Origin of the sequence: Psychromonas sp. SP041 (genome assembly GCF_000470315.2) — a bacterium.
Lineage (GTDB): Bacteria > Pseudomonadota > Gammaproteobacteria > Enterobacterales > Psychromonadaceae > Psychromonas.
On record NZ_CBRF02000009.1, the window covers coordinates 22019 to 43716 of the forward strand.

20 protein-coding genes are annotated in these 21698 nt (G+C 35.4%); 4 read left to right on the top strand and 16 right to left on the bottom strand.

Annotation, left to right across the window (positions count from 1 at the left end):
* Nucleotides 1-58 precede the first annotated feature (58 nt).
* Nucleotides 59-682 (bottom strand): MarC family protein, encoded by a 624-nt coding sequence (locus SP041_RS06715; protein WP_025563665.1) that lies wholly within the window; start codon nt 680-682, stop codon nt 59-61.
* Nucleotides 683-1006: 324 nt separating this feature from the next.
* Nucleotides 1007-1432: a MarR family transcriptional regulator gene (locus SP041_RS06720; RefSeq protein ID WP_025563664.1), complete on the bottom strand. Its 426-nt coding sequence runs from the start codon at nt 1430-1432 to the stop codon at nt 1007-1009.
* A gap of 130 nt (nt 1433-1562) precedes the next feature.
* Between SP041_RS06720 and SP041_RS06725 the strand changes: the two genes are divergently transcribed.
* Nucleotides 1563-2324 carry a siderophore-interacting protein gene (locus tag SP041_RS06725; protein WP_025563663.1) on the top strand — a complete coding sequence of 254 codons (762 nt, stop codon included), beginning with the start codon at nt 1563-1565 and terminating at the stop codon, nt 2322-2324.
* 258 nt (nt 2325-2582) lie between these two features.
* Nucleotides 2583-3596, top strand: a complete 1014-nt coding sequence (locus SP041_RS06730; protein ID WP_025563662.1) for an LLM class flavin-dependent oxidoreductase — start codon at nt 2583-2585, stop codon at nt 3594-3596.
* 234 nt (nt 3597-3830) lie between these two features.
* Here the strand turns inward: SP041_RS06730 and SP041_RS06735 are convergent, their stop codons facing one another.
* The 3 genes from SP041_RS06735 to SP041_RS06745 form a co-directional block, all read right to left on the bottom strand.
* Nucleotides 3831-4460, bottom strand: coding sequence for a LysE family translocator (locus tag SP041_RS06735; protein ID WP_025565409.1), 630 nt, complete (start codon nt 4458-4460; stop codon nt 3831-3833).
* 54 nt (nt 4461-4514) lie between these two features.
* Complete coding sequence (locus tag SP041_RS06740; protein ID WP_025565408.1) at nt 4515-5177, bottom strand: YoaK family protein; 663 nt, start codon at nt 5175-5177, stop codon at nt 4515-4517.
* A 118-nt stretch (nt 5178-5295) separates the two neighbouring features.
* Nucleotides 5296-5769 carry a Dps family protein gene (locus tag SP041_RS06745; RefSeq protein ID WP_025565407.1) on the bottom strand — a complete coding sequence of 158 codons (474 nt, stop codon included), beginning with the start codon at nt 5767-5769 and terminating at the stop codon, nt 5296-5298.
* A 387-nt stretch (nt 5770-6156) separates the two neighbouring features.
* Here SP041_RS06745 and SP041_RS06750 point away from each other — a divergent pair, with 387 nt between their 5' ends.
* A complete protein-coding gene (locus SP041_RS06750; protein WP_025565406.1) occupies nt 6157-6807 on the top strand; it encodes a hypothetical protein in 651 nt (216 codons plus the stop codon).
* Between the two features lie 66 nt (nt 6808-6873).
* Here the strand turns inward: SP041_RS06750 and SP041_RS06755 are convergent, their stop codons facing one another.
* The 5 genes from SP041_RS06755 to SP041_RS06775 form a co-directional block, all read right to left on the bottom strand.
* On the bottom strand, nt 6874-8526 hold the full coding sequence (locus SP041_RS06755) for a bifunctional diguanylate cyclase/phosphodiesterase (protein WP_025565405.1): 1653 nt from the start codon (nt 8524-8526) through the stop codon (nt 6874-6876).
* A 273-nt stretch (nt 8527-8799) separates the two neighbouring features.
* Nucleotides 8800-9276 (bottom strand): BLUF domain-containing protein, encoded by a 477-nt coding sequence (locus tag SP041_RS06760; RefSeq protein WP_025565404.1) that lies wholly within the window; start codon nt 9274-9276, stop codon nt 8800-8802.
* 15 nt (nt 9277-9291) lie between these two features.
* Nucleotides 9292-10656, bottom strand: a complete 1365-nt coding sequence (locus SP041_RS06765; protein ID WP_025565403.1) for a bifunctional diguanylate cyclase/phosphodiesterase — start codon at nt 10654-10656, stop codon at nt 9292-9294.
* Nucleotides 10657-11128: 472 nt separating this feature from the next.
* Nucleotides 11129-11422: a hypothetical protein gene (locus tag SP041_RS06770; protein WP_025565402.1), complete on the bottom strand. Its 294-nt coding sequence runs from the start codon at nt 11420-11422 to the stop codon at nt 11129-11131.
* Nucleotides 11423-11620: 198 nt separating this feature from the next.
* Nucleotides 11621-11785: a hypothetical protein gene (locus SP041_RS06775; RefSeq protein ID WP_240791427.1), complete on the bottom strand. Its 165-nt coding sequence runs from the start codon at nt 11783-11785 to the stop codon at nt 11621-11623.
* Between the two features lie 475 nt (nt 11786-12260).
* On the opposite strand from SP041_RS06775, the gene SP041_RS06780 reads away from it, so the two are divergent.
* Nucleotides 12261-13028: a DNA/RNA non-specific endonuclease gene (locus SP041_RS06780; RefSeq protein WP_025565399.1), complete on the top strand. Its 768-nt coding sequence runs from the start codon at nt 12261-12263 to the stop codon at nt 13026-13028.
* 154 nt (nt 13029-13182) lie between these two features.
* On the opposite strand, the gene SP041_RS06785 is transcribed toward SP041_RS06780, so the two are convergent.
* The 6 genes from SP041_RS06785 to SP041_RS06810 all read right to left on the bottom strand — a co-directional run bounded on the left by SP041_RS06785 (nt 13183) and on the right by SP041_RS06810 (nt 20606).
* Entirely contained in the window at nt 13183-13713 is a 531-nt protein-coding gene (locus SP041_RS06785; protein ID WP_025565398.1) for a hypothetical protein, read from the bottom strand.
* A gap of 248 nt (nt 13714-13961) precedes the next feature.
* The gene (locus tag SP041_RS06790) at nt 13962-15242 is read right to left on the bottom strand and encodes a TRAP transporter large permease (RefSeq protein ID WP_025565396.1); all 1281 of its coding nucleotides are present in this window, start codon (nt 15240-15242) and stop codon (nt 13962-13964) included.
* Nucleotides 15239-15751 carry a TRAP transporter small permease gene (locus tag SP041_RS06795; RefSeq protein ID WP_025565395.1) on the bottom strand — a complete coding sequence of 171 codons (513 nt, stop codon included), beginning with the start codon at nt 15749-15751 and terminating at the stop codon, nt 15239-15241. The genes SP041_RS06790 and SP041_RS06795 overlap by 4 nt, the downstream gene beginning before the upstream one ends.
* Nucleotides 15752-15840: 89 nt before the next feature.
* Nucleotides 15841-16872, bottom strand: a complete 1032-nt coding sequence (locus SP041_RS06800; RefSeq protein WP_025565394.1) for a TRAP transporter substrate-binding protein — start codon at nt 16870-16872, stop codon at nt 15841-15843.
* Nucleotides 16873-16953: 81 nt separating this feature from the next.
* Nucleotides 16954-19149, bottom strand: coding sequence for an ethanolamine ammonia-lyase subunit EutB (gene eutB, locus SP041_RS06805; RefSeq protein WP_025565393.1), 2196 nt, complete (start codon nt 19147-19149; stop codon nt 16954-16956).
* 17 nt (nt 19150-19166) lie between these two features.
* A complete protein-coding gene (locus SP041_RS06810; protein ID WP_025565392.1) occupies nt 19167-20606 on the bottom strand; it encodes an ethanolamine ammonia-lyase reactivating factor EutA in 1440 nt (479 codons plus the stop codon).
* Nucleotides 20607-21698: the final 1092 nt, after the last annotated feature.

Genomic DNA, 21698 nt, shown 5'->3' on the forward strand with positions numbered 1-21698 from the left:
AAATAACTGACTCACTAAAGCAACCAATCGTTTAAAGTTATATCTTATTGATAGCCTGTTAAACGAGACCTGAAATATTAAACGCACCAATAATCCCTTCAATTATCATTTGAACGCCTATAACTGTTAAAATTAATCCCATTAAACGAGTAATAATGCTGAGCGTCCCTTCTCCTATTATCCCTAAAATTTTTGAGCTAAAAATAAAACATAAAAAGGTAATTAAGCACAAAAAAGCAAATACTGAGACGGTAATAATTAACCCCGTAGTTCCGCCTGAAGCTGAGTAATTCATTGCTGTTGCAATAGTGCCCGGCCCTGCTAAAAGAGGCACAGCTAAAGGTGAAACAGCAATATCAGAATCATCGTTATTTTCAGGAGAGTGTAATTTAGAACCGGACCCGTTCAGCATGTGATAGCCAATTAAAAAGACTAAAATACCACCAGCGATTCTTAATGCAGGAAGTGTAATGCCAAATAGATGGAAAATCACTTTCCCAAGAATGGAGAAAAGTAAAATAATACCAAAGGTAATAATCAAGGCTCTTGCTGCAATACGTATTTTTTCAGCATGACTTTTATGCCCAACTAACCCAACAAAGGCAGCGGTATTAGCGATAGGATTCATAATAGCGAAAAACCCCATGAAAACAGTTATCAACTGCGTGTACAAATCGTCCATATAAGCCCTTTATTTATAAACAGTTAGTTGGAAATAGTTTATTTGTTATCGCACTTGATGACTAGGCGATACAAAATTTAAATCAACACAGTATTGAGCCCTGTTGTATTAACATTAAACAAATAATACTTAGCCTCTTCTAATCACTTTATATGATTATTCTATATAACTATTAAATACCATTCGAATAGTCGATGACGTCATATAGCAATTGCAATTAGCAACTTTGCATAACGACATAATGTCACTTATTAACATTAGTGACTCATTAATATTATCTATTTGTGTAGTTAATTAAGGCGCTATGTAGCTACTTTAGGATGGCTACTTTAGGTTTTCACTCATCATTGCGGCTACACTTGAGAAATCTTTAATCTGTTGAGGTGTTAAATTTTTGCACATTAACGTATTAACTTGCTTTTCAGCCTCTAATAATTTACTAAAGAGAACATCTCCCTGAGCCGTAAAAGACAAAATAAAACTACGTTTATCTTCTTCACTCGCACACTTATCAATTAAATTAAGTGTAATAAGCTCTTTAATTAAACGAGCAATTTGTGCTTTATCCCGCTGGGTTTGAGTAACAATATCATTGGCAGAGCAACGTTGAGTTGTAGCAATGATATGCAAACAACGCACATGCATGGCATTCAAACCAAGTTCATTTGCATTAATAGCTTTACGTATCGTGACGCGATAGCTTTGCATCAGTGTCAATAATGTATTAACAACAGGTTTAACAGTATTCATCTCTCGCCTTAAAGTAGTTGACAATGTCAATCAATTCGATATAGTTGATTTTATCAACCATATCGCGTTAGTGCAAACATTACTGCAATAACACCTAATAACAATTTAAATGAAGACTAAGTAGGCCAATATGAGCAGACAAATTCGACAAGCAACTGTGTTAGCGTCACAGCAAATAACACCACACTTACAACGTATTGTTATTGGGTCAGAAGCATTTAAAGAATTGACTGATGTTTCGAAGCACAACTACATAGGTAATTATGTCAAAGTGTTACTACCGAAAGAAGGACAATCTAATCTTAATGTCGACCCCAAAACAGCAATCATGCGCTCATATACCATCAGAGATGTTGAGCCTAAAACAGGGGCGCTTACATTGGATTTTGTGATTAATATGCATCAAGGGCCCGCTACAAAATGGGCGCAAACAACCGAAATAGGGAATAGCTTAGCTATCGCAGGACCAGGCCCTAAGAAAATGGATGATTTTAGTCAATCACATTACATATTATTAGGTGACTTAACCTCAGTTAATGCGATTAAAGGTTACTTACAACAACTTCCTAGTACAGCTAAAATCGATGCCTTTATCCATGTCCCTTCTAAACAAGATATTATTGATTTAGAGACAACACGACCAGTGAACTGGGTTATCACTAATACGCCAAATCAAGCAATGGAGAAGGCATTAAGCAACCTAAGCATAACAGCATCATTGCCGACTATTTTTATGGCATTAGAAGCAGGATTAGTCAGCCAACTTAAAAAAATGTTTGACCAACAGTACGCAATATCTCGCACTAACATTGTGGCATCAGGCTATTGGAAAAAAGGCCTTAACTCAGAGCGCTATAAAGAACAACGTCAGCAACAAGCGAATCAAGATTAAACTTAACTTAAAAGATCGTTTCTACTTGAATTGTCCTCTACGCCCCCCATCTCTAATTATATGCAGTCGCGATTGCTTAGATATATTATGAAACTAAATAATCGCTATAAGCACAGTATGTATAAACATACCGAGTCTAAGAACATTTCACTGACAAAAACTCATTGTTTACTTTGAATGGATAACAAAAATATAAAGTAAATAATGGTAATAAAAATGTATTTCAATTCAACATACATTTTACTGAGAGGTACTATTTTGTTATCAAACATTCCTTTTTCATTATTAGATCTTGCGCCTATGATAAAAGGGGCAAGCGTATCTGACACACTCACAAAAACAGTTCAATATGCGCAAAAAGCAGATCAACTTGGCTTTAACCGCTTTTGGCTAGCTGAACATCACAATATGCCAGGCATTATATGTTCAGCAACATCGATATTAGTAGGCCATATCGCAGGAAAGACTGAACGTATTCGCGTAGGTTCAGGCGGCATCATGTTACCAAACCATTCTACATTGGTCGTCGCAGAGCAATTTGGAACACTTGAAAGTTTATATCCAGGCAGGATCGATTTAGGACTTGGAAGAGCGCCAGGTAGTGACTCAATAACAAGCCAAGCTTTAAACAGTGATATGCGACGAGCTGAGAACTTTCCAAATGAAGTCAGTGAGCTACAAAAATTCTTAGGTCCATATAACAGTAACAGCCGAATTAGGGCCATTCCAGGTGAAGAGACCAATGTGCCTATTTGGTTATTAGGTTCAAGTTTATTCAGTGCACAATTAGCGGCGGAAAAAGGCTTACCTTATGTGTTTGCTGGACATTTTGCACCGCGTTTTTTACATGATGCAGTGGCTTTATATAAACAAAACTTCAAACCATCGAGTACGCTCAGTCAACCTTACTTTATGCTCGCATTGCCTCTCGTTGCTGCAGAAACAGATCAAGAAGCACAATATCTATCAACAACATCAAAACAACGTGTACTAGCACTCATACGCGGCAAAGCGTTATGGCTAACACCTCCTGTTGAAACAATGGATGGATTATGGACAGCACAAGAGAAACAACAAGTAGATAGCTTTTTAAGTTTAAGCGTCACTGGAGGCCCTGCCAGTATAAAACATAAATTAGAAATGATAGCGCAACAGCTCAACGTCGATGAATTTATATTTACTAATGATTTATACGATACAGAAAAGCGCAAGAGAGCACTTGAGATCTTAATGCAAGCAAAGCAATTAATACCAAAAGAATTAATAAGGTGATCATTCTTGCTGGTTAAAATCACCCCTAACTGCGTTGTGAGTTTTGAAGTGAGAACAACTATCTCCTACAACTCACGCCTTATTAGTGCTAATTTTTCCTGCGCAATCTCTGATCACTTATTTAATTCCATTGGTATAAGTAGAAATGATTAAACGATGAAAATCATCGGATTATACCCATTGATCAGCGATAGCCACCAAATAAGGTGGCTATATTCAATATGGTTTAGCAAATTAACGATTACTTGTTAACGCTATTTTAGCACTCAAGCCGACTAAAATAGTACCAGAGACCCCTTCTAATATTCTTGAGTATTTTTGCGCTTTAGGACTACTAAACAAAATACTACCTAAACTCGCATAAAATAGATTACAGCATGTCGCTAATGCACTAAATAACAAACCTAAAGTAAGTAGCTCCGTCGTCGCGTTAGTCGCTGAAGGGTCAATAAATTGAGGAAGAAACGCTAAAAAGAACATCGCCACTTTAGGATTTAATACGCTAATAATAACGCCCTGTTTAAAAATGTTTTTAGGTGGCTCATTAGATGTTTCAGCGGTTAATTTAGAATCGTTACGGTAACAACTCAATAATGAACTGATCCCTAAGTACAATAGATAAAGTGCACCTAAATACTTAATCACAGTAAACAAAAATGCAGAACTTAAAATTAATGCAGAAAGGCCTAACACAGCGGCAATAGTGTGAATTAAATAACCCACGCCCAACCCTAATGAAGCCTCAATACCAGACTTCATTTTATTTTTCATTGTCGTTGTTACGATGTAAATAACATCTGGACCAGGGATTAAATTGATAGAAAGCGCTGAAATAACAAAAAGTAGTAAGGTGTTCAGTTCCATGATAATCAAGCTCCATATATAAATTAAAACTTATCATTGCTAATCAGAAACAGATTACTGATTAGCCTTTATATTGTAAATTGAATAGGATAAAGCTAATAATAAACAAATACTTGCAGGAATATACAAGGCTTGAAATTTCAACAAATTAAAAAAATAAGCGCCGAATAGTCCACCAGAAATAAACCCCAAAATAATCAACAGAAATAATGTTAGTTTTCGTCGATCAAAGGGCTCCCCTCTTAATTTAGACCCCAACATAATCCCGATATCAGTAAATATTCCCGTTACATGTGTTGTTCTTACAACAGCCCCACTGTAAGTTGTCGCCAGTGCATTTTGCAGCCCACAAGCTGCTGAAGCTAAATAATGTCCATTAACAGAATCTTTGGATAGAAAATAAATAGCCCCAAACAAAAGCAGTGCTTCGAGAGAAAGAAGACCACTGTAATTACGCCCTAACTTTAATGATCCACCATTTAAAAAATACCCAGAAATGACAGAGCCACCCAAAAAGCTAAGTAGGATAAAGACTAAGTGTAAAGTATCAGAAAGACTTGTGTTGATAAGACCTGTACCCAGTAAAGTTGCAGTACCAGACAGGTGTGAAACGGATTGATGTTGAAAACCTAATAAGCCAACAGAGTTAACGAGACCCGCAACAAAAGAAAGCACAAACGAACCATATTCAACCCAACGAGGTAATTTTGAAATCACGTGAGTCCCTTTGGCTGGTTGTGCTTAATAAACGAAAAATAATAAGGTATATAGCACGCCTATATTATTTTTCGTTGTAGCTAATTGTAAATGTAGTTAACTAAATACAGTTGCTAATTTATGCAGTTTTAGTCGCTCTTAACATCCAAGCTGTTTTTTCATGTATACGCATACGGTCAGATACTAAAGAAGCAGTAGATTCATCGTCAGCTTCTTGCGCAACTTTCAATACTTGACGTGACGTTTTAATAACCTGTTCATGTCCTTTAGTCAATAATTCGACCATTTCAGATGAACTTGGCACACCGTCGACTTCTTTAATTGAGCTCAATTTTGCAAATTCTTTGTAAGTTCCTGGAGCTGGAACATCAAGCGTTCTAATACGTTCAGCAATATCATCAACCGCTGTAGCCAGTTCCGTGTAATGCTCTTCAAACATTAAATGTAATTCACGAAACTGCATACCTGTGACATTCCAATGGAAATTATGCGTTTGTAAATATAACGTGTAAGAATCAGCTAATAGTCGTTTTAAACCATCTGATATTTCCGCTCTATTTTCTTTACTTATACCAATATCTATATCAGCCATTTCATTTCCTCATGTTTTATAATTGTAATCACTAATTATTAGGCAATAAAAAATACCACATTAATTGTGTAAGAATACATCTGCCTAAAGGCGAATTAACAATATTAGAGTACTTGATTCACACTTATTCATCAACCATTGTGACACCAAAATAATGTCTATTTTTCAAACTATTTTGTATGCAAATCAAAACTATCAATTAGAAAAGACTTAACAATATTATGTTACCTTGCATGGCACAAATAACATCAATAGATGAGCCTATTAACCATTTATTAATCGGTAAATTTTTTATTCTGACATTCATTTTATATTCTATACAGCAATGTTAAATTAACTGTTAGAATCGCTTTTCTTTCAGTAGATTCAAATAAAAAGGCCATAATAATGGATGCTTTAATTTCCAAGCAGATTGATGATAGCGCACTAAGATCTCACCCTTGGACAACCATGGTATCAAATGATAGTAATGCTTATATCGATTTCAAAAAACAGCCTAAATTAATACGCAGTACATTAGAGGATCTTATTCCTTTTAAAAAATGGAATTTTGTAGAACAGTTTTATTCATTAATTGAGTGGGTAAACAGCCCTACCTCAACCCTGGAAAGTAATGATTGTGTATTTAATGCAGCAGAGAAAAATACAGATCAACAATATCCTTACGCTAAAAAATGCAGTGCTCGATTAATGATTTTATTTCGAGATATACCAGAAAACTGCCAAGAAAAGAGTGTTCATTGGCTTATCAATAAAATATTGACTTCGGTTTCAACCATGAAACCTAATTTTAAAGCGGGTGCGATTGCTTTATCACATTCTCAAACCTGTTATTTAGCATTGGGAGATCAACCAGATACTGGTGGAATGGGGTTTCAAGTAACACTAACGTTTTTAGCTTATGGTAAAAATGAAAGTAAATGTTATGAAAATATGGACATAGTAGTAAAGGTGGCGCAAAGCTGTTTACATAGCGTAAATAAAGATATTCAACATGGCGAGTTAGATGCACTATATAAATACAATGAAGCAATCTAGAGTCTATAAATTAAAGCACTTGTTAAACGCTGCGAAATTAAAAAACTAGAAAAAGTGTTCAAATGATTAACAAGTGGTGTAACTGTCCTGCATTACAGCTGTAATATCGTCACGAGATAAGGCTTTAGAAAAGTAATACCCTTGTGCATAATCACAACCAAGTTCAATTAACGCATCTAACTGTTGTTGTGTTTCAACACCTTCAGCTAATACAGTTAAATTTAAAATCTTACCTAGACCTATAATATGTCCAACAAAATTTCTATCAAGTTTAGTCTGACAAACTTTGTCAACTAAACTACGATCTAGTTTTAATTTATCTAATGATAAATGAAAAGTACGCACTAAACTCAATGAAGAATAGCCAGTACCAAAGTCATCTATTGCAATATGCATTCCTAATTCTTTCACCTGTAACATATTATCAGTAAGCATTTTAATATTATTAATTGAACTCGTTTCAGTGACTTCTAACTCAATAAAATGAGTAGGACAACTTGTCTTTTTTAAAATATATTTAATGCGGTCAATGAAAGTCGTCATTTCCATTGTTTTAAATGATATGTTGATAGCAACACGTGGTACATGAATCTGTTGATGCTGCCATGCAATGACTTGAGTACATACTTTTTCAAACACCCACAAATCAAACTCGAAATGCAGTCCTATATCCTCAGTGATCTCAACAAAAATATTAGGAGGAATACAGCCTAAAGTCTCATCATTCCAACGAGACAAAGCTTCAAGGCCAATTAATTCCCTCGTCTTCATATCGAATTGAGGCTGATAATGAACTTCAATTTGGTCCTTTACAATCGCTTCAGGTAAAGCTTCAATAATTAGCTTTCGTGTGAGTAACTCCGCCGCAGGTTCCGACGAGGCAATAAAAAACTTATTAATACTGTATTTTTTAGATTTTTCTTTTTCTGTTTCCGCTGCGATTTCCATTGCATGATAACAATCATAATCGTAACCAGGAGAAGTAACACCAATACTAAAAGATTTGGTTATTTGCAGTTCATTAGAGATCGTAATGGGTTTAGCAAGTGCCAAACATAAGTTTTGACAAATCAGTTCAATCCGGTTGTATAATATATTTTGAGGGAGACTTTCATAATCTTCTATTAGAATCGCATATTTTGCATTTGAAAAACGTATTACAAAACCAAAGCCTTTAACCATACCCTGTAAGCGTTTCCCTAATAAGACTAAGTACTGATCGCCTATACCATAATCATAGCGGTAATTAATCGTTGAAAAATTATCCGCTTCCAAAATGATTAATATCATATTTTTTAAAGTGAGTTTTTCATTACTCAGTAAATAATTAATACGAGAAGATAATGCCCAGCCATTGGGTAATTTAGAAATAGGATCGAGTGATTTGTTTTCTGACACAGAAAAATATAGCTTAAACGTTTCATTTTCTTCATGTACGCAATTTAACTTAACACTCACTGCATAATGTAAATTGTTAAACATTTTAGCTGAAGTAAAAACACCGTCAGAGGTATTCATTGCCATTTCAAATAAATCATCTAAATTTAAAAAAGAAGATTCATCACATAACACTAATTTATCCGCTAATGGGACATGCTTAATTTGAGATTCAGAAAAACCTAACATTTCTGTAAAACTAGCATTACAATCTTTAACGGTACGAATGTTACCATTATATATTGTCAATGAAGCTAGTAATGTTTTTGTTTTATCTGTCATAAGACCTCTAACAAATTATAAAATATTTATACATTATTAGCATAGCATATAATCAATTTTACACCTCAAAAGGTGTACCAATTATAGAGTATAAATACAGTGTTAAAGGGGTTTATACTTTTTGATGGGAAAATAAGAAGTATAGTTAATATTAATTTTAAATATAGTTACAATTAAGACTTATAGTAATAACTATTAATTGTGAGGACTCATTATTTTAGCTTATCTTTTATTGATGACCTCTTTTTTATTTTCCTGTTCTAATTAATTTTCTTAATTATTGATTTTTAACTCTTTATTTTTAATCATTACGACTTCGCTAGCTTGCTTTTTTCTCACTAACACTTCTAAGACATTAACAATGTTTTTCCCTGCTTTTTGAAGTGACGTTTGATCTTTAATATCTTTTAATCCCGTTATATCAAACCTCATTGACTCTTCAATACCAGCAAATGCCATTGACCATTCAGAAAAATTTCTTTCATTAGTTTTTTCAAAATTTAAAACTGTTATTTCTGCATGACGACTATCTTGCTGGATAGTTTCAAAAATAGATTCAAGGTTATCCTCTTCACCTTCAATAACTTGGCAAAAATAACCACCCGAATATAATAAAGCGCCTGTTATGCCGAGTTTTACATTATTGTTAGAAGCTGATGTTAATATTGATTCAATTTGTGATTGTAATATTTGCTTGTCTCCTTCTATCATGTTTTTACTGATATAGGATAATTGATATAAATTCTGCATTGGTATTTCACTCATTCAGTTTACAGGTTGATTCAAATAATTGAACATCTCAGATTCAAGCATTGGTTTAGCAAAATAGAATCCCTGTATTAAATCTGCCCCAAGGTTTGTCACGATTGCTAGTTGCTCTTTTGTTTCAACCCCTTCGGTAATAACACTTAACCCTAATGCGTCAGCTAAACCATAAACACCACGTGCAATCATTAAAGCTTGTTGAGATTTAATAGGATCTTGAGAGTCCAGTTGAAAGACAAAAGAACGATCTACTTTAAGCATATTAAGTGGAAGAGTCGTTAATTTTACAATCGAAGAATATCCCGTGCCAAAGTCATCAATTGCAATTTGACAACCTAGCGCTCTTATTTTTTGTAGAGTACTTGCCATACTATGCATAAACTCAGAAGACTCGGTTATTTCAATTCGAATTAATGTAGGTGATATACCTGATTCTGTAATAGCTTCTTCAATTGAGCTCATTAATAGTTCAGGGTCTAAAAATTGCAATGGACTTACATTAATATTCACCATCACATCATCTATTTCTGATAATTTATGCAAATTAACTATATCTAAACAAGCTTTACGTAATACCCATGCCCCTAATACATCCATTACCCCAATCTCTTCTGCTACGTGAATAAATTCATTGGGTGTCACAGCTCCCCTTAAAGGATGATTCCAACGTAGTAAAGCTTCAAACCCAGTGACTTTATTTTGTTTTTTTGAAAAAATAGGTTGGTAAACGAGATAAAATTCATCACTGTTTATGGCGTTATATAATTCATGTGAATTTGTCGTTAATGAACAACGTAAATCATTGGCTACTTGATGAGATTTCTTCGCTTTATCCAACATAAAGGGTTCAAACACAGACACTTTTAATCCATTATTATTGGCATAATGTAAAGCAGCCTCAGCGGCATGCATTGTATCGAGAAATGCTTGATCTTTTACTTGGGCTGAAGCTATCCCCATACGAATACTCAGTACAATGACATTACCACTAATAGCAAAAGGACGTTGAGCGAAGTCTGTTAAACGGCTGACTTCTTCGAGTAGATTAACATCGTCATTAAACACCAAACAAAAATGATCTCCATGGGTTCTGTAAAGACATAAAGCATTGCAAAAAACAGAAGATAATCGTTTTGCAACTTTGCTTAAGATCTTGTCTGCTAACGTATTACCGACACTATCACTTATTTGACCAAATCTAGATATTTCAAGCACGATGACATGCACTTTGGGCACATTATTTTTTAACAAAATACTTTCAGCTAACAGACAACCCGATGTTCTATTGGGCAAGTTAGTTAATGTATCTATTTGGTGATCTTGAATATCATTTTCAATGTGACTTTGAATATTGTCTACCTCCATAACAAAACCTTAAAATATGTATTTAAATGAATGGTAGTGAAAGCAGAAACAACTGTTTTTACTATAAATTTATAGAGAGGTTAAATAATGAGGTAGTTATCATTACTTTTCAATATAAAAAAATCAAAAATTAATAGTCAACGGCATTTCATTGGTAATTTATAGCTTTGGTGGTTGGAGGATAGTTTAAATGTGATCCGACATTGAGACCATTCGAGTCGTATTTAGATTTTTAAATACTCTTTAAACAAGTGCTATTTATTATTTTCAATTTGAAATCGACGCATAAAGCCAGCTAATGTATTTGCTTCTTCTACGCTTATATCGATTACATTAAATATGTTATCTAAATTTCACGCTGGACAAACAGTTCAATTCAAGACGTAAAAGGTTGTTTCCTTTGTAAAATTTACAACGAGGAAGTGGAATTTTTTAACAAATAAAATAGATAAGCTATTGATTGTTATTGACATTACACCATCGTAAAGACTCGTACAAAGGCAATCACTAACACCAAAAGATGTGAATTTTCGTAGACCAAGCATGCCTTTATGCTAGCTCTCAATAAGAACTTATGCGTCAGTTCTTTATCTTCACCATTGATATTAAATGTCACATTTATTCTGCTTCTTAATGCTTTATTATCAACAGGTATACCATAAAAGCCATTTGAATTATCAATCAAATCATATATACCCGTTACCGTTCCAAGTGCTTTGTTCGGTCGTGAATTTGGAGCCCAAATCAAGGCGCAAGATGATGGCAATACCTAGTCCTTATCGAAGGTTTACGCAAAGTTGGTTTTCAAGCTAACGACTCAGAGAGTAAGCGGTGAAGTAAACACCTCGTTGTTAGAAAGTGTCGATTTAACCCGCTTGCTCTTCCTCTTTCTGCCTAGCACCTGTTCACTCGACCGCTCGCTGGATTTTACACCTTGAAGGGTAACGAGTATAGATCATCAGACTTAGCAATCGTTCACAAGACCCCTCCCCCTTTCAGACCAAGTGCCATTAACAATATAAATTGCAACATTCGTTTGTTCATGACATAGATTCAAAGGCAATGTTGCAGATTGTCCATGCCCACCACCATGAGTAAATAACATTTCGTAGTCGTCAGGTATTTCCATTACCTTCCTAACCGCCAGAATGGCATGCTCAATAATATTTAAAAACTCACGCGCTCGATGTAAATCTGTATTCATTTTATGTCATCTTACATAATCAATTGGCGCTAACCCTCCACAGAAAAAGCTAATTTTTAATTAACCCAGTATGCAACCTATTTTACTGCCAGCTTAGAACCGACCTTCGCTTTTATTGATACCAACTTAATTTCAAATTTATCGAAATACATATCATCGTATTTATCTATTTCACCATGCGATCTATTGATAATGTTACGCTCCATGACATTTCACATCTAATGCACAAGCCTGGTGCAAGAACACCTCCAAATAGGTGCTTTATTTTACTTTTATCAATTTCATTTCAAATACTTAACCCTACTATCCCTTTAAATTCAGTATTTCCCTCTCTGTAATATTTTTGGCACATTTTATGTGTATTAATAACTTCGGATTAATCTACCTATAAGGAAATACCATGAAATTAAAAACAACTACGTTAATCATCGCTTCTCTATGGAGCTCTTTTAGTTTAGGCGCTAACTGTGTCTATGACTGCCCAACAGGATTATCAGGTCAAGAAATAGAGCGTTCAATCTATACATTAAGCAATAATGCAACGACCAAGTTTGCAGATTGGGTTGCGTATAATGTGACGAGTGAAACTATTGATGGCCCAACAAGATCTCGATACTGGAAAGCAGATCCTGATCTTGACTCAGATGACACATTAGAGCCCGATGATTACACTGATGCTAATGCGATACTCACTACAGATAGAGGGCATCAAGTTCCCTTAGCTTCATTCAGTAATACCGATGATTGGGCAATGCTAAACTATTTATCAAATATCACACCTCAGTCATCAACACTAAACCAAGGGCCTTGGGTCGATTTGGAAAGTGCAGTAAGAACGATGGTTTCAGATGGGCAAGATGTTTATGTGGTGAGCGGACCATTGTATGAATCTACTTTTGGAACATTACCAGGCGCTGATGAAACACATACTATTCCTAGTGGTTATTTTAAAGTCGTTATTACCGATGTGAATGGTTGGGTGGAAGCCTCAGCATTTATTATGGAACAAAGCGCAGCTCGTGCTGATGAGTTTTGTTCAACCGAGGTGACAATTGATGAAGTTGAAGAGCTAACTGGTTTAGATATCATGCCTTCTTTAGCTTCTTATAAAGAAGGCTCCGTTGAAGGTCAGATAGGTGGATTAACAGCAAGTTTGGGTTGTAGTTAATATAAGTAATATTAATCATATTTATAGTGTCAATCTAGACTAGCTTCTCAGTTACTGAAGCCAGTCTAGATATTGAAGCTCAAGAAAGTAAAGTGACTTTTTACCTTGATACTACTTTCATTCTAATAGGCACTTATAATTTGGTAATGTTTAATTAACCTTCGCTTTGGTAAAGACTCTCCGCTGATTGCATTTTAGCTTTACCTGATGTGATCAGTTTCTGACCTTTCTCAATATTAGCTTCGCCTTCAACAATGTTGGCTTTTCCGCGTTTAATGAGTTTATTACCTTCAATCAGGTTATCTTCACCATCTTCCCATTCGTTAGCAATTACCTTTAGTTTAGCAACTCGCTTCAATGCAAGATCTGCTGACTCAACGCCAACAACGGTTTGAGACAGAGTCTGATAAGCTAACTTATTTTTTTGGATTTTAAGATTACCAGAGGCAACTAATTTCTCACCTTTACTTAAGTAACCGCGACCTTTTTCTGCTAGTTTTTGACCGCTTACCAGTGTTTTTTCACCTTTAGTCAACGATTTTTGTCCATCTTCCCATTGTTCCGCTATTTTAACGCGAGACTCACCTTCCATTTGCATACGTTCACCAAATGTAGGAGGTGTCGTAGTACAACCAGCAATACTTAATAAAGTCGTTAATAAAATAATACGCATCGATAAGTTCATAAAATAATCCATATGTGAATTTAATAATTTTTGGATTCTACTTCTAAAACTTAATCTTTTACTAGCTTTTTATTCATATATTGTGCGTTTTTCAATCATAAACAAGATATCTTATTGAATAAAAATAGATTATTTTATTTTTAAATTTCAAAAAAAGATGAGAAATATACTAAAAAAACAGAAAAATGACTGGCTAAAATCAATATAGCCAATCATTTAATAGCGTTTTTTCATAAACGAGGATTAAATTACTTAAATAATGAAGGTAAAAATAGTGTTATCCAAGGAATATACGTAATCAATAAGACAATAATCACATTAGCTAGAATAAACGGCAATATTGCTCGGCTAATTTTTTCCATCGATTCACCTGATATAATTGATGACGCAAACAAACAGCAACCTACGGGGGGTGTTGCTAGACCTGTAATTAAATTAACACACATGAAAATACCCGCATGTAATGGGTCAATACCTAACATGTCAAACACTGGTAGTAATACAGGTGTCACTATCATCAAGGCAGGAATCGAATCCATAAACATGCCCAGAAAAAATAATAAAACGTTGATAAGTAATAAAATTAACCAAGTTGATTCAATATTTTCTACTAAATACTCTGCAAAGATCATTGGCAACTGTTCATTTGATAATGCCCATCCAAAAATACCCGCTGCAGCAATGATAATCGACACGCTACCTGTTTCAACAGTTGACTCTCTAATGGCTCCCATTAACCTCTTCCAAGTTAAAGAACGATAGACAAAAATAGCAATAAAAATAGAATAAAATACTGCAATAACAGCCGCTTCTGTCGGGCTCACAACCCCCATTAAAATACCACCAAGAATAATCACAGGCAGTAACATTGCGTAAAAAGCACCACCAACAATATCGAAACCTTGTTTGCGTGTTATTTTTTCTTCTCTTCTTGGTAAGTCATTTTTACGGCCGTATAACCAAACAACGGCAATTTGAGCAAATCCGACCATGACTCCAGGAATAGCACCCGCTAAAAACATATCTTTAATAGAAACTTGAGCAATTGATCCATACAGAATAAACATCAAGCTAGGCGGAATAATTGGCCCCATCGTTGAAGATGCAGCGGTGACAGCCGCACTAAAACTTTTTTTATAACCCGCTTTAGTCATCGCCGGGATCATTACTGAACCAACCGCGGTTGTATCAGAAATAGCAGTGCCGGTAATACCACCAAAAAACATACTCACGACAATATTCACATAAGCAAGATTGCCCTTAACACGCCCTACTATTAAATCAGCTAAACGGATAATACGATCACTAATACCCGATTCAGCCATGACTTTGCCAGCTAAAATAAAGAATGGAATGGCTAAGAGTACAAATGAATCAAAAGAACGAAATAATCGAACCACCATAATACTGAGAGGAATATCAGCTCCAATGAAGTAAACAAGTGTTGACGCAAGCAATGCAAAAGGAATAGGTATTCTAATTGCCATCAACAAAATAAAACAAAGGATCATTAAAAAAATAAAAGTCATGAAGCACTCCGTTTGCTAAAAATTGAAATCATTTTTGTTAATAAATAAAGAAAAATCAAAAAAGCAAATATTGGAACAGATAGATAAATGCTACCAATAGGAAGCCAAGGGATAATGGGTGGATGCACAGGCCACATAGTGGCAACATGTTGACTACCAACCACGATAAAAATAATGCAAAGTAACATCATAATAATGCAGTGAAAAAAATCGAAAATCTTTTTAGTCTTAGGCCCGACTCTGTCATATAGAATATCAATTCGAGCATGGCTCTGTTGTGTATAGGCAATAGCACTACCTACTAATGCAATAATGATGTAAATGTATCTTGATATAGTATTAGACCAAGCAATCGGCGAATCGAAGCTATATCGTAAGAAAATGTTAACCCCGAGTAATAAAATCAAAGCACACATTAATACCAGCAATGTTACGCCACATATGCTACTTATTTTGTTCATTACACTTTCGACTTTATTCTCTAGCACAGCTTTTTTTGTATCAGGCATACCACTCACCTCATTATTCTTTGTTTGCTGTTAATTGATAGATCAACCTCTTTAGTCAAAAAGGTTGATCTTATTGAAGTGATTAATGATTATTTAAATGCCTTAGGGAGACGGGCATTAGGATCAAGGTATTGAATTTCTTCATACCACGTTTTCCATTGAGGTTCTTTAGCAAACCATTTTGTATACACTGACTGCGATGCTTCTTTAAATTCATCAGTATTTGGATAAGTAATCGTTTGATCTTTATCTTCTTTTACTTTTTCGATAAATTTAGCTTCGCGGGCATACTGCCAAGCGTCTGTTAACTCTATTGCTTCATCAGCAATATCAGTCACAATCACTTTTTGTTCTGCAGTTAATTTGTCCCAAACTTTTGGAGACATAAATAATATTTTTTGCGTCCACATTTGATTCAATATTGCATAACTATCAACAACTTCACTCATTTTGAAAATATCGTTGCAATACACACCTAAATCATCAGCTTCTACCATGCCTGTTTGTAATGAAGTATAAAGTTCACCCCAGTCTGTTGGTGTCACCGTAAAGCCAAATGCTTCATAGATATCAATAAACAAAGGATTTTGCATCGCTCGTAACTTCACACCCTTAGCATCAGCTAAACTATTAATAGGCTTTTTACTGGCAATCGCAAAACCATTACAATCAGAATAGACGCCCAATGCTTTCATACCTGTTGCTTTACTGGCACCAGCAAGGATCTCTTTAACCACACTAGAACTTCTTGCTACTTTATAATGTTCCAAACTTTTAAATAAATAAGGAAGTTGAAGAAATTGAATGTCCTCGTAATAACCTGCTATATGACCCGCACTCGTCGCCGCTAAGGAAACCGTTCCAGCTTTAGCAAATTCTAAGGCTTCTTCTTCTGATCCCGTTAACGTGCCAGGGTAAATAGATACTTTTAAATCACCATTAGTTCTTTCTTCTAATAATGTTTTAAAGGTTTCTGCCAGTAATTGGTCAGCATCATAAACATTATTTTGATGGGCAAATTTAAGCCTCATTGAATCAGCTTGCACGACAGGTGCTAACAGCAACATCACACAAGTGGTCGCAAGTGTGACTTGTTTAATTACTTTCTTTCTCAATATCATTATTTATATCCTTATTTAATGTATGTAGATGTGTGTTGAATATTGATTAAAATATTTTTAGCATTACTTTGTTAAATTGGGTTATACATTTTTTTGAGCTTTCAATAGATCTTCTAATCGATTACCTGCTGCTTGATTTTCAAGAATTTCCATTACTTTTTCTGCAACAACACTGCCTCCTTCGATAGGCGGTAAACCTCCTTGATAAATGTTGGTAATTAATGTGTATTCATAACGAATTTTTTCATGTTCACTGTAAGTTGCTGCAGCCTTTTTTGCCTGTTCGTCTTTCAGTTTTAATACCAAATAAGCTGACATACTTTTTGAAGAAAGTGCATCGCCACCTGGTCTCTCTCCTGCCAATAAAATAGCAATATTACAATCCAATACATCAGCAATACATTCCGCTAATTTAACCCGACCAAAGTGTGCAACGATAGGCTCCCCTAGTGAGTAATTACGGCTTTTTAACCCATCCATTAATACTGGTATCATATCCGGAACATTATGATGTATGGCTTCAGCTGATAACCCATCTGTAATGATAATTTGTACATCATTACCTTCAGCAGAAAGGCTGTCTAAATCAACTTTTGAAAGTTTGGAGCCTACTTCAGGATTTTTTAAATGTTCAGCATGGTCGATAGCCGTAGTAACAAACTCTCTAAATTTAAAGCCAGTGAACAGTTCTGGTTTTAAATGTGAATGCACCGCTTCACGCCCTACCGATTGGTTAATTCGAATCACTTCTTGTACTTTATGTGCAGGACGTGGACCTGCATTTTCAAATCCAGGTGCATTTGGGGTCGCTTCATGTAGACGTTGAAACTCTAAATCACTCTTGATAAACAACCTTGGGTTTCCCCAGTTTGGACCGCGCTCAACGTTACCATCGGTATGTTGAATATAAATACCTTTTTGAACTGCCCATTGTAAAAACTCAGGCGCAGGATTACGGTGATATATTTCCCTTAAGGTTTGATCGTCGTGCCCTGAATTCACAAAGTGAGCAAGCATACGATCGGTACCTAAATAGATATCCATAAAGAAGTTTGCCCCTGCCGCTGTAGCCAATTGCACAGCCATTTGCTGACCTTCTAAATGTGAGTTTGAATGTAAGGTATAACTTGGGCTGATGCCCATCGGTAAGCCTAAGAGTTTCCCCATGAAGTGGTCTTGAAGTGTCGATACCATTAATTCAAAGTCATTAAGATGTGTTTCTGGACCAATGAAACCTGTTGCGTTATTGACCATAAAAGGATCATAACGTCGGCATAGTCCGTAACATAATGCTTCGCAAGTCGCCATATCCATACCGTTATGTTTACGGTAAGTCATTTCACTGCCTTGACCTGTTTCAAAGTACATAAATTGATCCGCTATATCTTTTAGCGGACCTTCATTTTTCATGGTTTCCACAGCTTGATCTAAAAACTCTACCGTTACGTCGAACTCTCCGGTTAATGTTTCATCTGTACCTGCAAAGCTTTGGAATAAGATTTCAACCGGTGCTCCCTGTTTTAAGGCAGTAAGTTGACTTTTAATATGCCCAAGTACACAAATTTGAGTGGGAGCGCCTGTTTCGCGACGCAACTTATCTATATGCCAAAGCATAGCGGCTATATTATCGACTGACCCATCAGATGGGTTAACACCAATTAAACAGTCGCCCATTCCCATGGCTAAATCGTTATAAACCATCATCGAAATAGCATCTAAATTATCTTTAGGATGATTAGGTTGAAGACGAAATGACAGTGTTTTAGGCGTACCAATCAAGGTTCTTGCTTTAGTTGGCCGAAATATTTTACCGGGTAAATAAACTAATTCATGTACATCCATTAACTTGGTTAAAGCGGATGCCATGACAGGTGTTAATGCTAAACCAATCGCAGCCACTCGCGTTCCATTACTGGCGAGCAAATGATCTTTAAGATCGCCCATAGTCATATGGGCAATACTTTGAAACAGTTCAAGATCTATCTCATAACCAGCACGCATGACAGAGTCAACACTGCCATCATCAGCAGTTAACGGATTATCATAAAGGTACTGCAATGTTAAAGAAGCTAGAATTGCTCTTGCCGCTTCTCTATCCATTGCATTTTTGGGTGCAAGGTCAGTTGTCCTATCCCCCGCTTTACTAATATCAGCGGCTCCTAATAGTTTTTTAAGCCCTTCAAAGTAAAAAATTTCATTCAATATTTTGAAAGAATAAACTTCATCAGGCCCTGGAACGGGAACATGAATATCTTTAAGTGGGATAATCTTTTTCATTAAATAAACCTTAAATTCTAATAAATACCATAAAAAGAAACGGGTACAACGCCGCGATACGGACTTCCAATATTTACAAACTGTGCATTACGATCTGGTATTTCATCTATGATCATTAATTTAGCGGATGATTTTCCCCAGTCCGTTGCATAGTTACCTAATGCTTTCCCAAAATTTCCGGGTACCAATATCACTAACGGTAAATCAATAGTGAGTGTCGCTAATGCTTGATTTATTCGATCACCAAGCGTTTTAATTTGTTGCAAAGAAGCAGGTAAAGCTCCCCCTTCTGAATCAGTTACTGGTAGCATTTGAATACAAGCTTTACCACTACGCTGTGCAACAACAGAAATAGAATTAAGAAGATCAGATAAGTCACAAGACATACTGAGTCGAGCAACAATAGGGACATCATTTAAAGGCAGTGCCGAGGTGTCTGGTAAAAATAAAGTTGCACCTGAAATTTCAGTATTATGAAGCGTCAACCCGTACACAGTTGCTCTACCCATATTTTCTGGGCGAATTGTTGTTATTTGTTTAGAAAAGAAAGGATCGGAGATAATTCTTTTAGCTAGGTCGATACCTAAATCACCATAAAAGGTGGTACTAGGTATCGGTTCGTTTTCAGTGATTTTATAAATAAGTTCGCCTACACCACCGGAAAATGTAATCAGAGGTGAATCAACGTTTGGAGGCAGTATAAAAGAAGTTTGGCAAAGACGCTGGCCAATATCGCTTTCAAAAAATGCTAGGCTTCCCCGAGCGATGGCTTTTAGTGCTTCAATGTAAAGGTCGAGGATTTTATTGAGGGTGCCAGCACAAAGAGTATCGCCAATTTCATTAGTTACCCCGATATGGTTTAACATTGAATAACCGTATTCAGAGATATTAATTAAGCGGTAAGTCCCTGGTTCAAACTGAAAATGCCTAGCGCCAATATAAAAACATCCCGTTGTTTTGACTTGTCCATTTTGACCTGCTGCGGGATTAGTTGTGCCGCCACCAATATCGAGATTAACGAGTGTTTCGTTCTTAAAGTGTCGAGATAATAATGCAGCACACCCCATGAAGGCTAACCATGACTCAAGGTTTGGATCATCAACCGTTGCAATAACAGCTTGTCCGATACGCTCTTTAATTAAAGCGGCAATATGCACTGAGTTTTGTTGTAAAGCAGCTAAACCAGTAATGATCACTCCGCCAGAAAAAATGTTATCGCCTTTTTCTAACCAAGTATCTAATAGTTCAGCGATAGCGGATGCGTCAATTTCAGCACCTTTAAAAGGCGTAAATTCAACATTAGAGCGATAGACAATTTCTGGTGCAGAGAATGCCATTCGACCTGTCGCAGAGTTCATTCCAACGCCTGCCACCGCGATCATCGCACTGCTAGTGGTTGAACCGAAATCCATCCCTATCATTTTTACTTGTTCTTTTATGTTTTGACTATTTTCCATATGCCTATACATCACCTTGAACAACTTGAGTGCAACTGCAATCAAAAGATATGTTCAAAACAAGAGCATTATTTATACCAAGTGTTTGATCTATGCTAAATTTTTGTTCTCTATTCTATTTAAAATAAATGTATTGGGTTGTTGATAACAACGCATTTATTTTAAAAAATAACCAATAAAAAACACTTTTAATACCATTTCTTTTAAACATTAAAAAAGCGCTCCCCTTTAGAAGAAATAAGCTTCTATTAATAATTAAGTGGTCACTTAATTAAAATGAATAACAGCTTTTTATCATGATAATTTTTATTTGATTTTTCGATAAAAATTTAAGTTTCATGAATTTTAAATTTAATGGTATTTAAGGTGTTTTTTAATTTAAATTGGAGTTTATTCTAGATTGGTACTGCTTACTTATTAAACAAATCCGAAAAAAGCACCATGTCAGCGCATTAATAATATTCGATTTCGCACTATTTAGGATCGCATTTAAACATTAGTGATTACATGTGGTTTATTACGTACATGTGAGAAGTATAATAAAAAGTTTAAATCGCATGTTATCCGGAACAGTAAAGGCTAGGTCTATGTTTATTGTTCTATCAAACAGAAATGCTATCTGATTTTGACTATCTTCTGGGAGGGCGTTTATCGCTATAGTATTCAGAGCACTGATAAAAAAGGTCAATTTATCCATACAAGTAATTAATACCGATTATATTATCTAAATTTTGCACGGGAAAACTATTCAATTCAAGGCGTAAATTGAGCCTTTCGAAGATTAACTTCGTTAATCGTCTATCGGAGAATTAACCAAAAGAGGTTAATGCTTTAATGACTGTTCCCTTTACGAAATTTACAACGAGGAAATGGGCTGTTTTAACAAGTAAAATAGATAAGCTATTTATTGTGATTGGTATAATATTTTCTGATAACTCGTATCTATACTCTTTACCATTCAAAGTGCGAAATCCAGCAAACGGTGAAGTGAACAAGTCCTAGGCAGAAAGAATAAGCTATAACGGTTTAAATCGACATTTTCTAACAACGAAAGTGTTTACTTCACCGATTGTCCTGTGGGTCGTTAGCTTG

What these genes read in the sequence shown, in the direction of transcription:
- SP041_RS06715 (WP_025563665.1), bottom strand. Translation starts at nt 682, where the DNA reads ATGGACGATTTGTACACGCAGTTGATAACTGTTTTCATGGGGTTTTTC.
- SP041_RS06755 (WP_025565405.1), bottom strand. Translation starts at nt 8,526, where the DNA reads ATGACAGATAAAACAAAAACATTACTAGCTTCATTGACAATATATAAT.
- SP041_RS06795 (WP_025565395.1), bottom strand. Translation starts at nt 15,751, where the DNA reads ATGCCTGATACAAAAAAAGCTGTGCTAGAGAATAAAGTCGAAAGTGTA.
- SP041_RS06745 (WP_025565407.1), bottom strand. Translation starts at nt 5,769, where the DNA reads ATGGCTGATATAGATATTGGTATAAGTAAAGAAAATAGAGCGGAAATA.
- SP041_RS06775 (WP_240791427.1), bottom strand. Translation starts at nt 11,785, where the DNA reads ATGGAAATACCTGACGACTACGAAATGTTATTTACTCATGGTGGTGGG.
- SP041_RS06790 (WP_025565396.1), bottom strand. Translation starts at nt 15,242, where the DNA reads ATGACTTTTATTTTTTTAATGATCCTTTGTTTTATTTTGTTGATGGCA.
- SP041_RS06765 (WP_025565403.1), bottom strand. Translation starts at nt 10,656, where the DNA reads ATGGAGGTAGACAATATTCAAAGTCACATTGAAAATGATATTCAAGAT.
- SP041_RS06720 (WP_025563664.1), bottom strand. Translation starts at nt 1,432, where the DNA reads ATGAATACTGTTAAACCTGTTGTTAATACATTATTGACACTGATGCAA.
- SP041_RS06735 (WP_025565409.1), bottom strand. Translation starts at nt 4,460, where the DNA reads ATGGAACTGAACACCTTACTACTTTTTGTTATTTCAGCGCTTTCTATC.
- SP041_RS06800 (WP_025565394.1), bottom strand. Translation starts at nt 16,872, where the DNA reads ATGATATTGAGAAAGAAAGTAATTAAACAAGTCACACTTGCGACCACT.
- SP041_RS06780 (WP_025565399.1), top strand. Translation starts at nt 12,261, where the DNA reads ATGAAATTAAAAACAACTACGTTAATCATCGCTTCTCTATGGAGCTCT.
- SP041_RS06785 (WP_025565398.1), bottom strand. Translation starts at nt 13,713, where the DNA reads ATGAACTTATCGATGCGTATTATTTTATTAACGACTTTATTAAGTATT.
- SP041_RS06750 (WP_025565406.1), top strand. Translation starts at nt 6,157, where the DNA reads ATGGATGCTTTAATTTCCAAGCAGATTGATGATAGCGCACTAAGATCT.
- SP041_RS06725 (WP_025563663.1), top strand. Translation starts at nt 1,563, where the DNA reads ATGAGCAGACAAATTCGACAAGCAACTGTGTTAGCGTCACAGCAAATA.
- eutB (WP_025565393.1), bottom strand. Translation starts at nt 19,149, where the DNA reads ATGAAAAAGATTATCCCACTTAAAGATATTCATGTTCCCGTTCCAGGG.
- SP041_RS06760 (WP_025565404.1), bottom strand. Translation starts at nt 9,276, where the DNA reads ATGCAGAATTTATATCAATTATCCTATATCAGTAAAAACATGATAGAA.
- SP041_RS06810 (WP_025565392.1), bottom strand. Translation starts at nt 20,606, where the DNA reads ATGGAAAATAGTCAAAACATAAAAGAACAAGTAAAAATGATAGGGATG.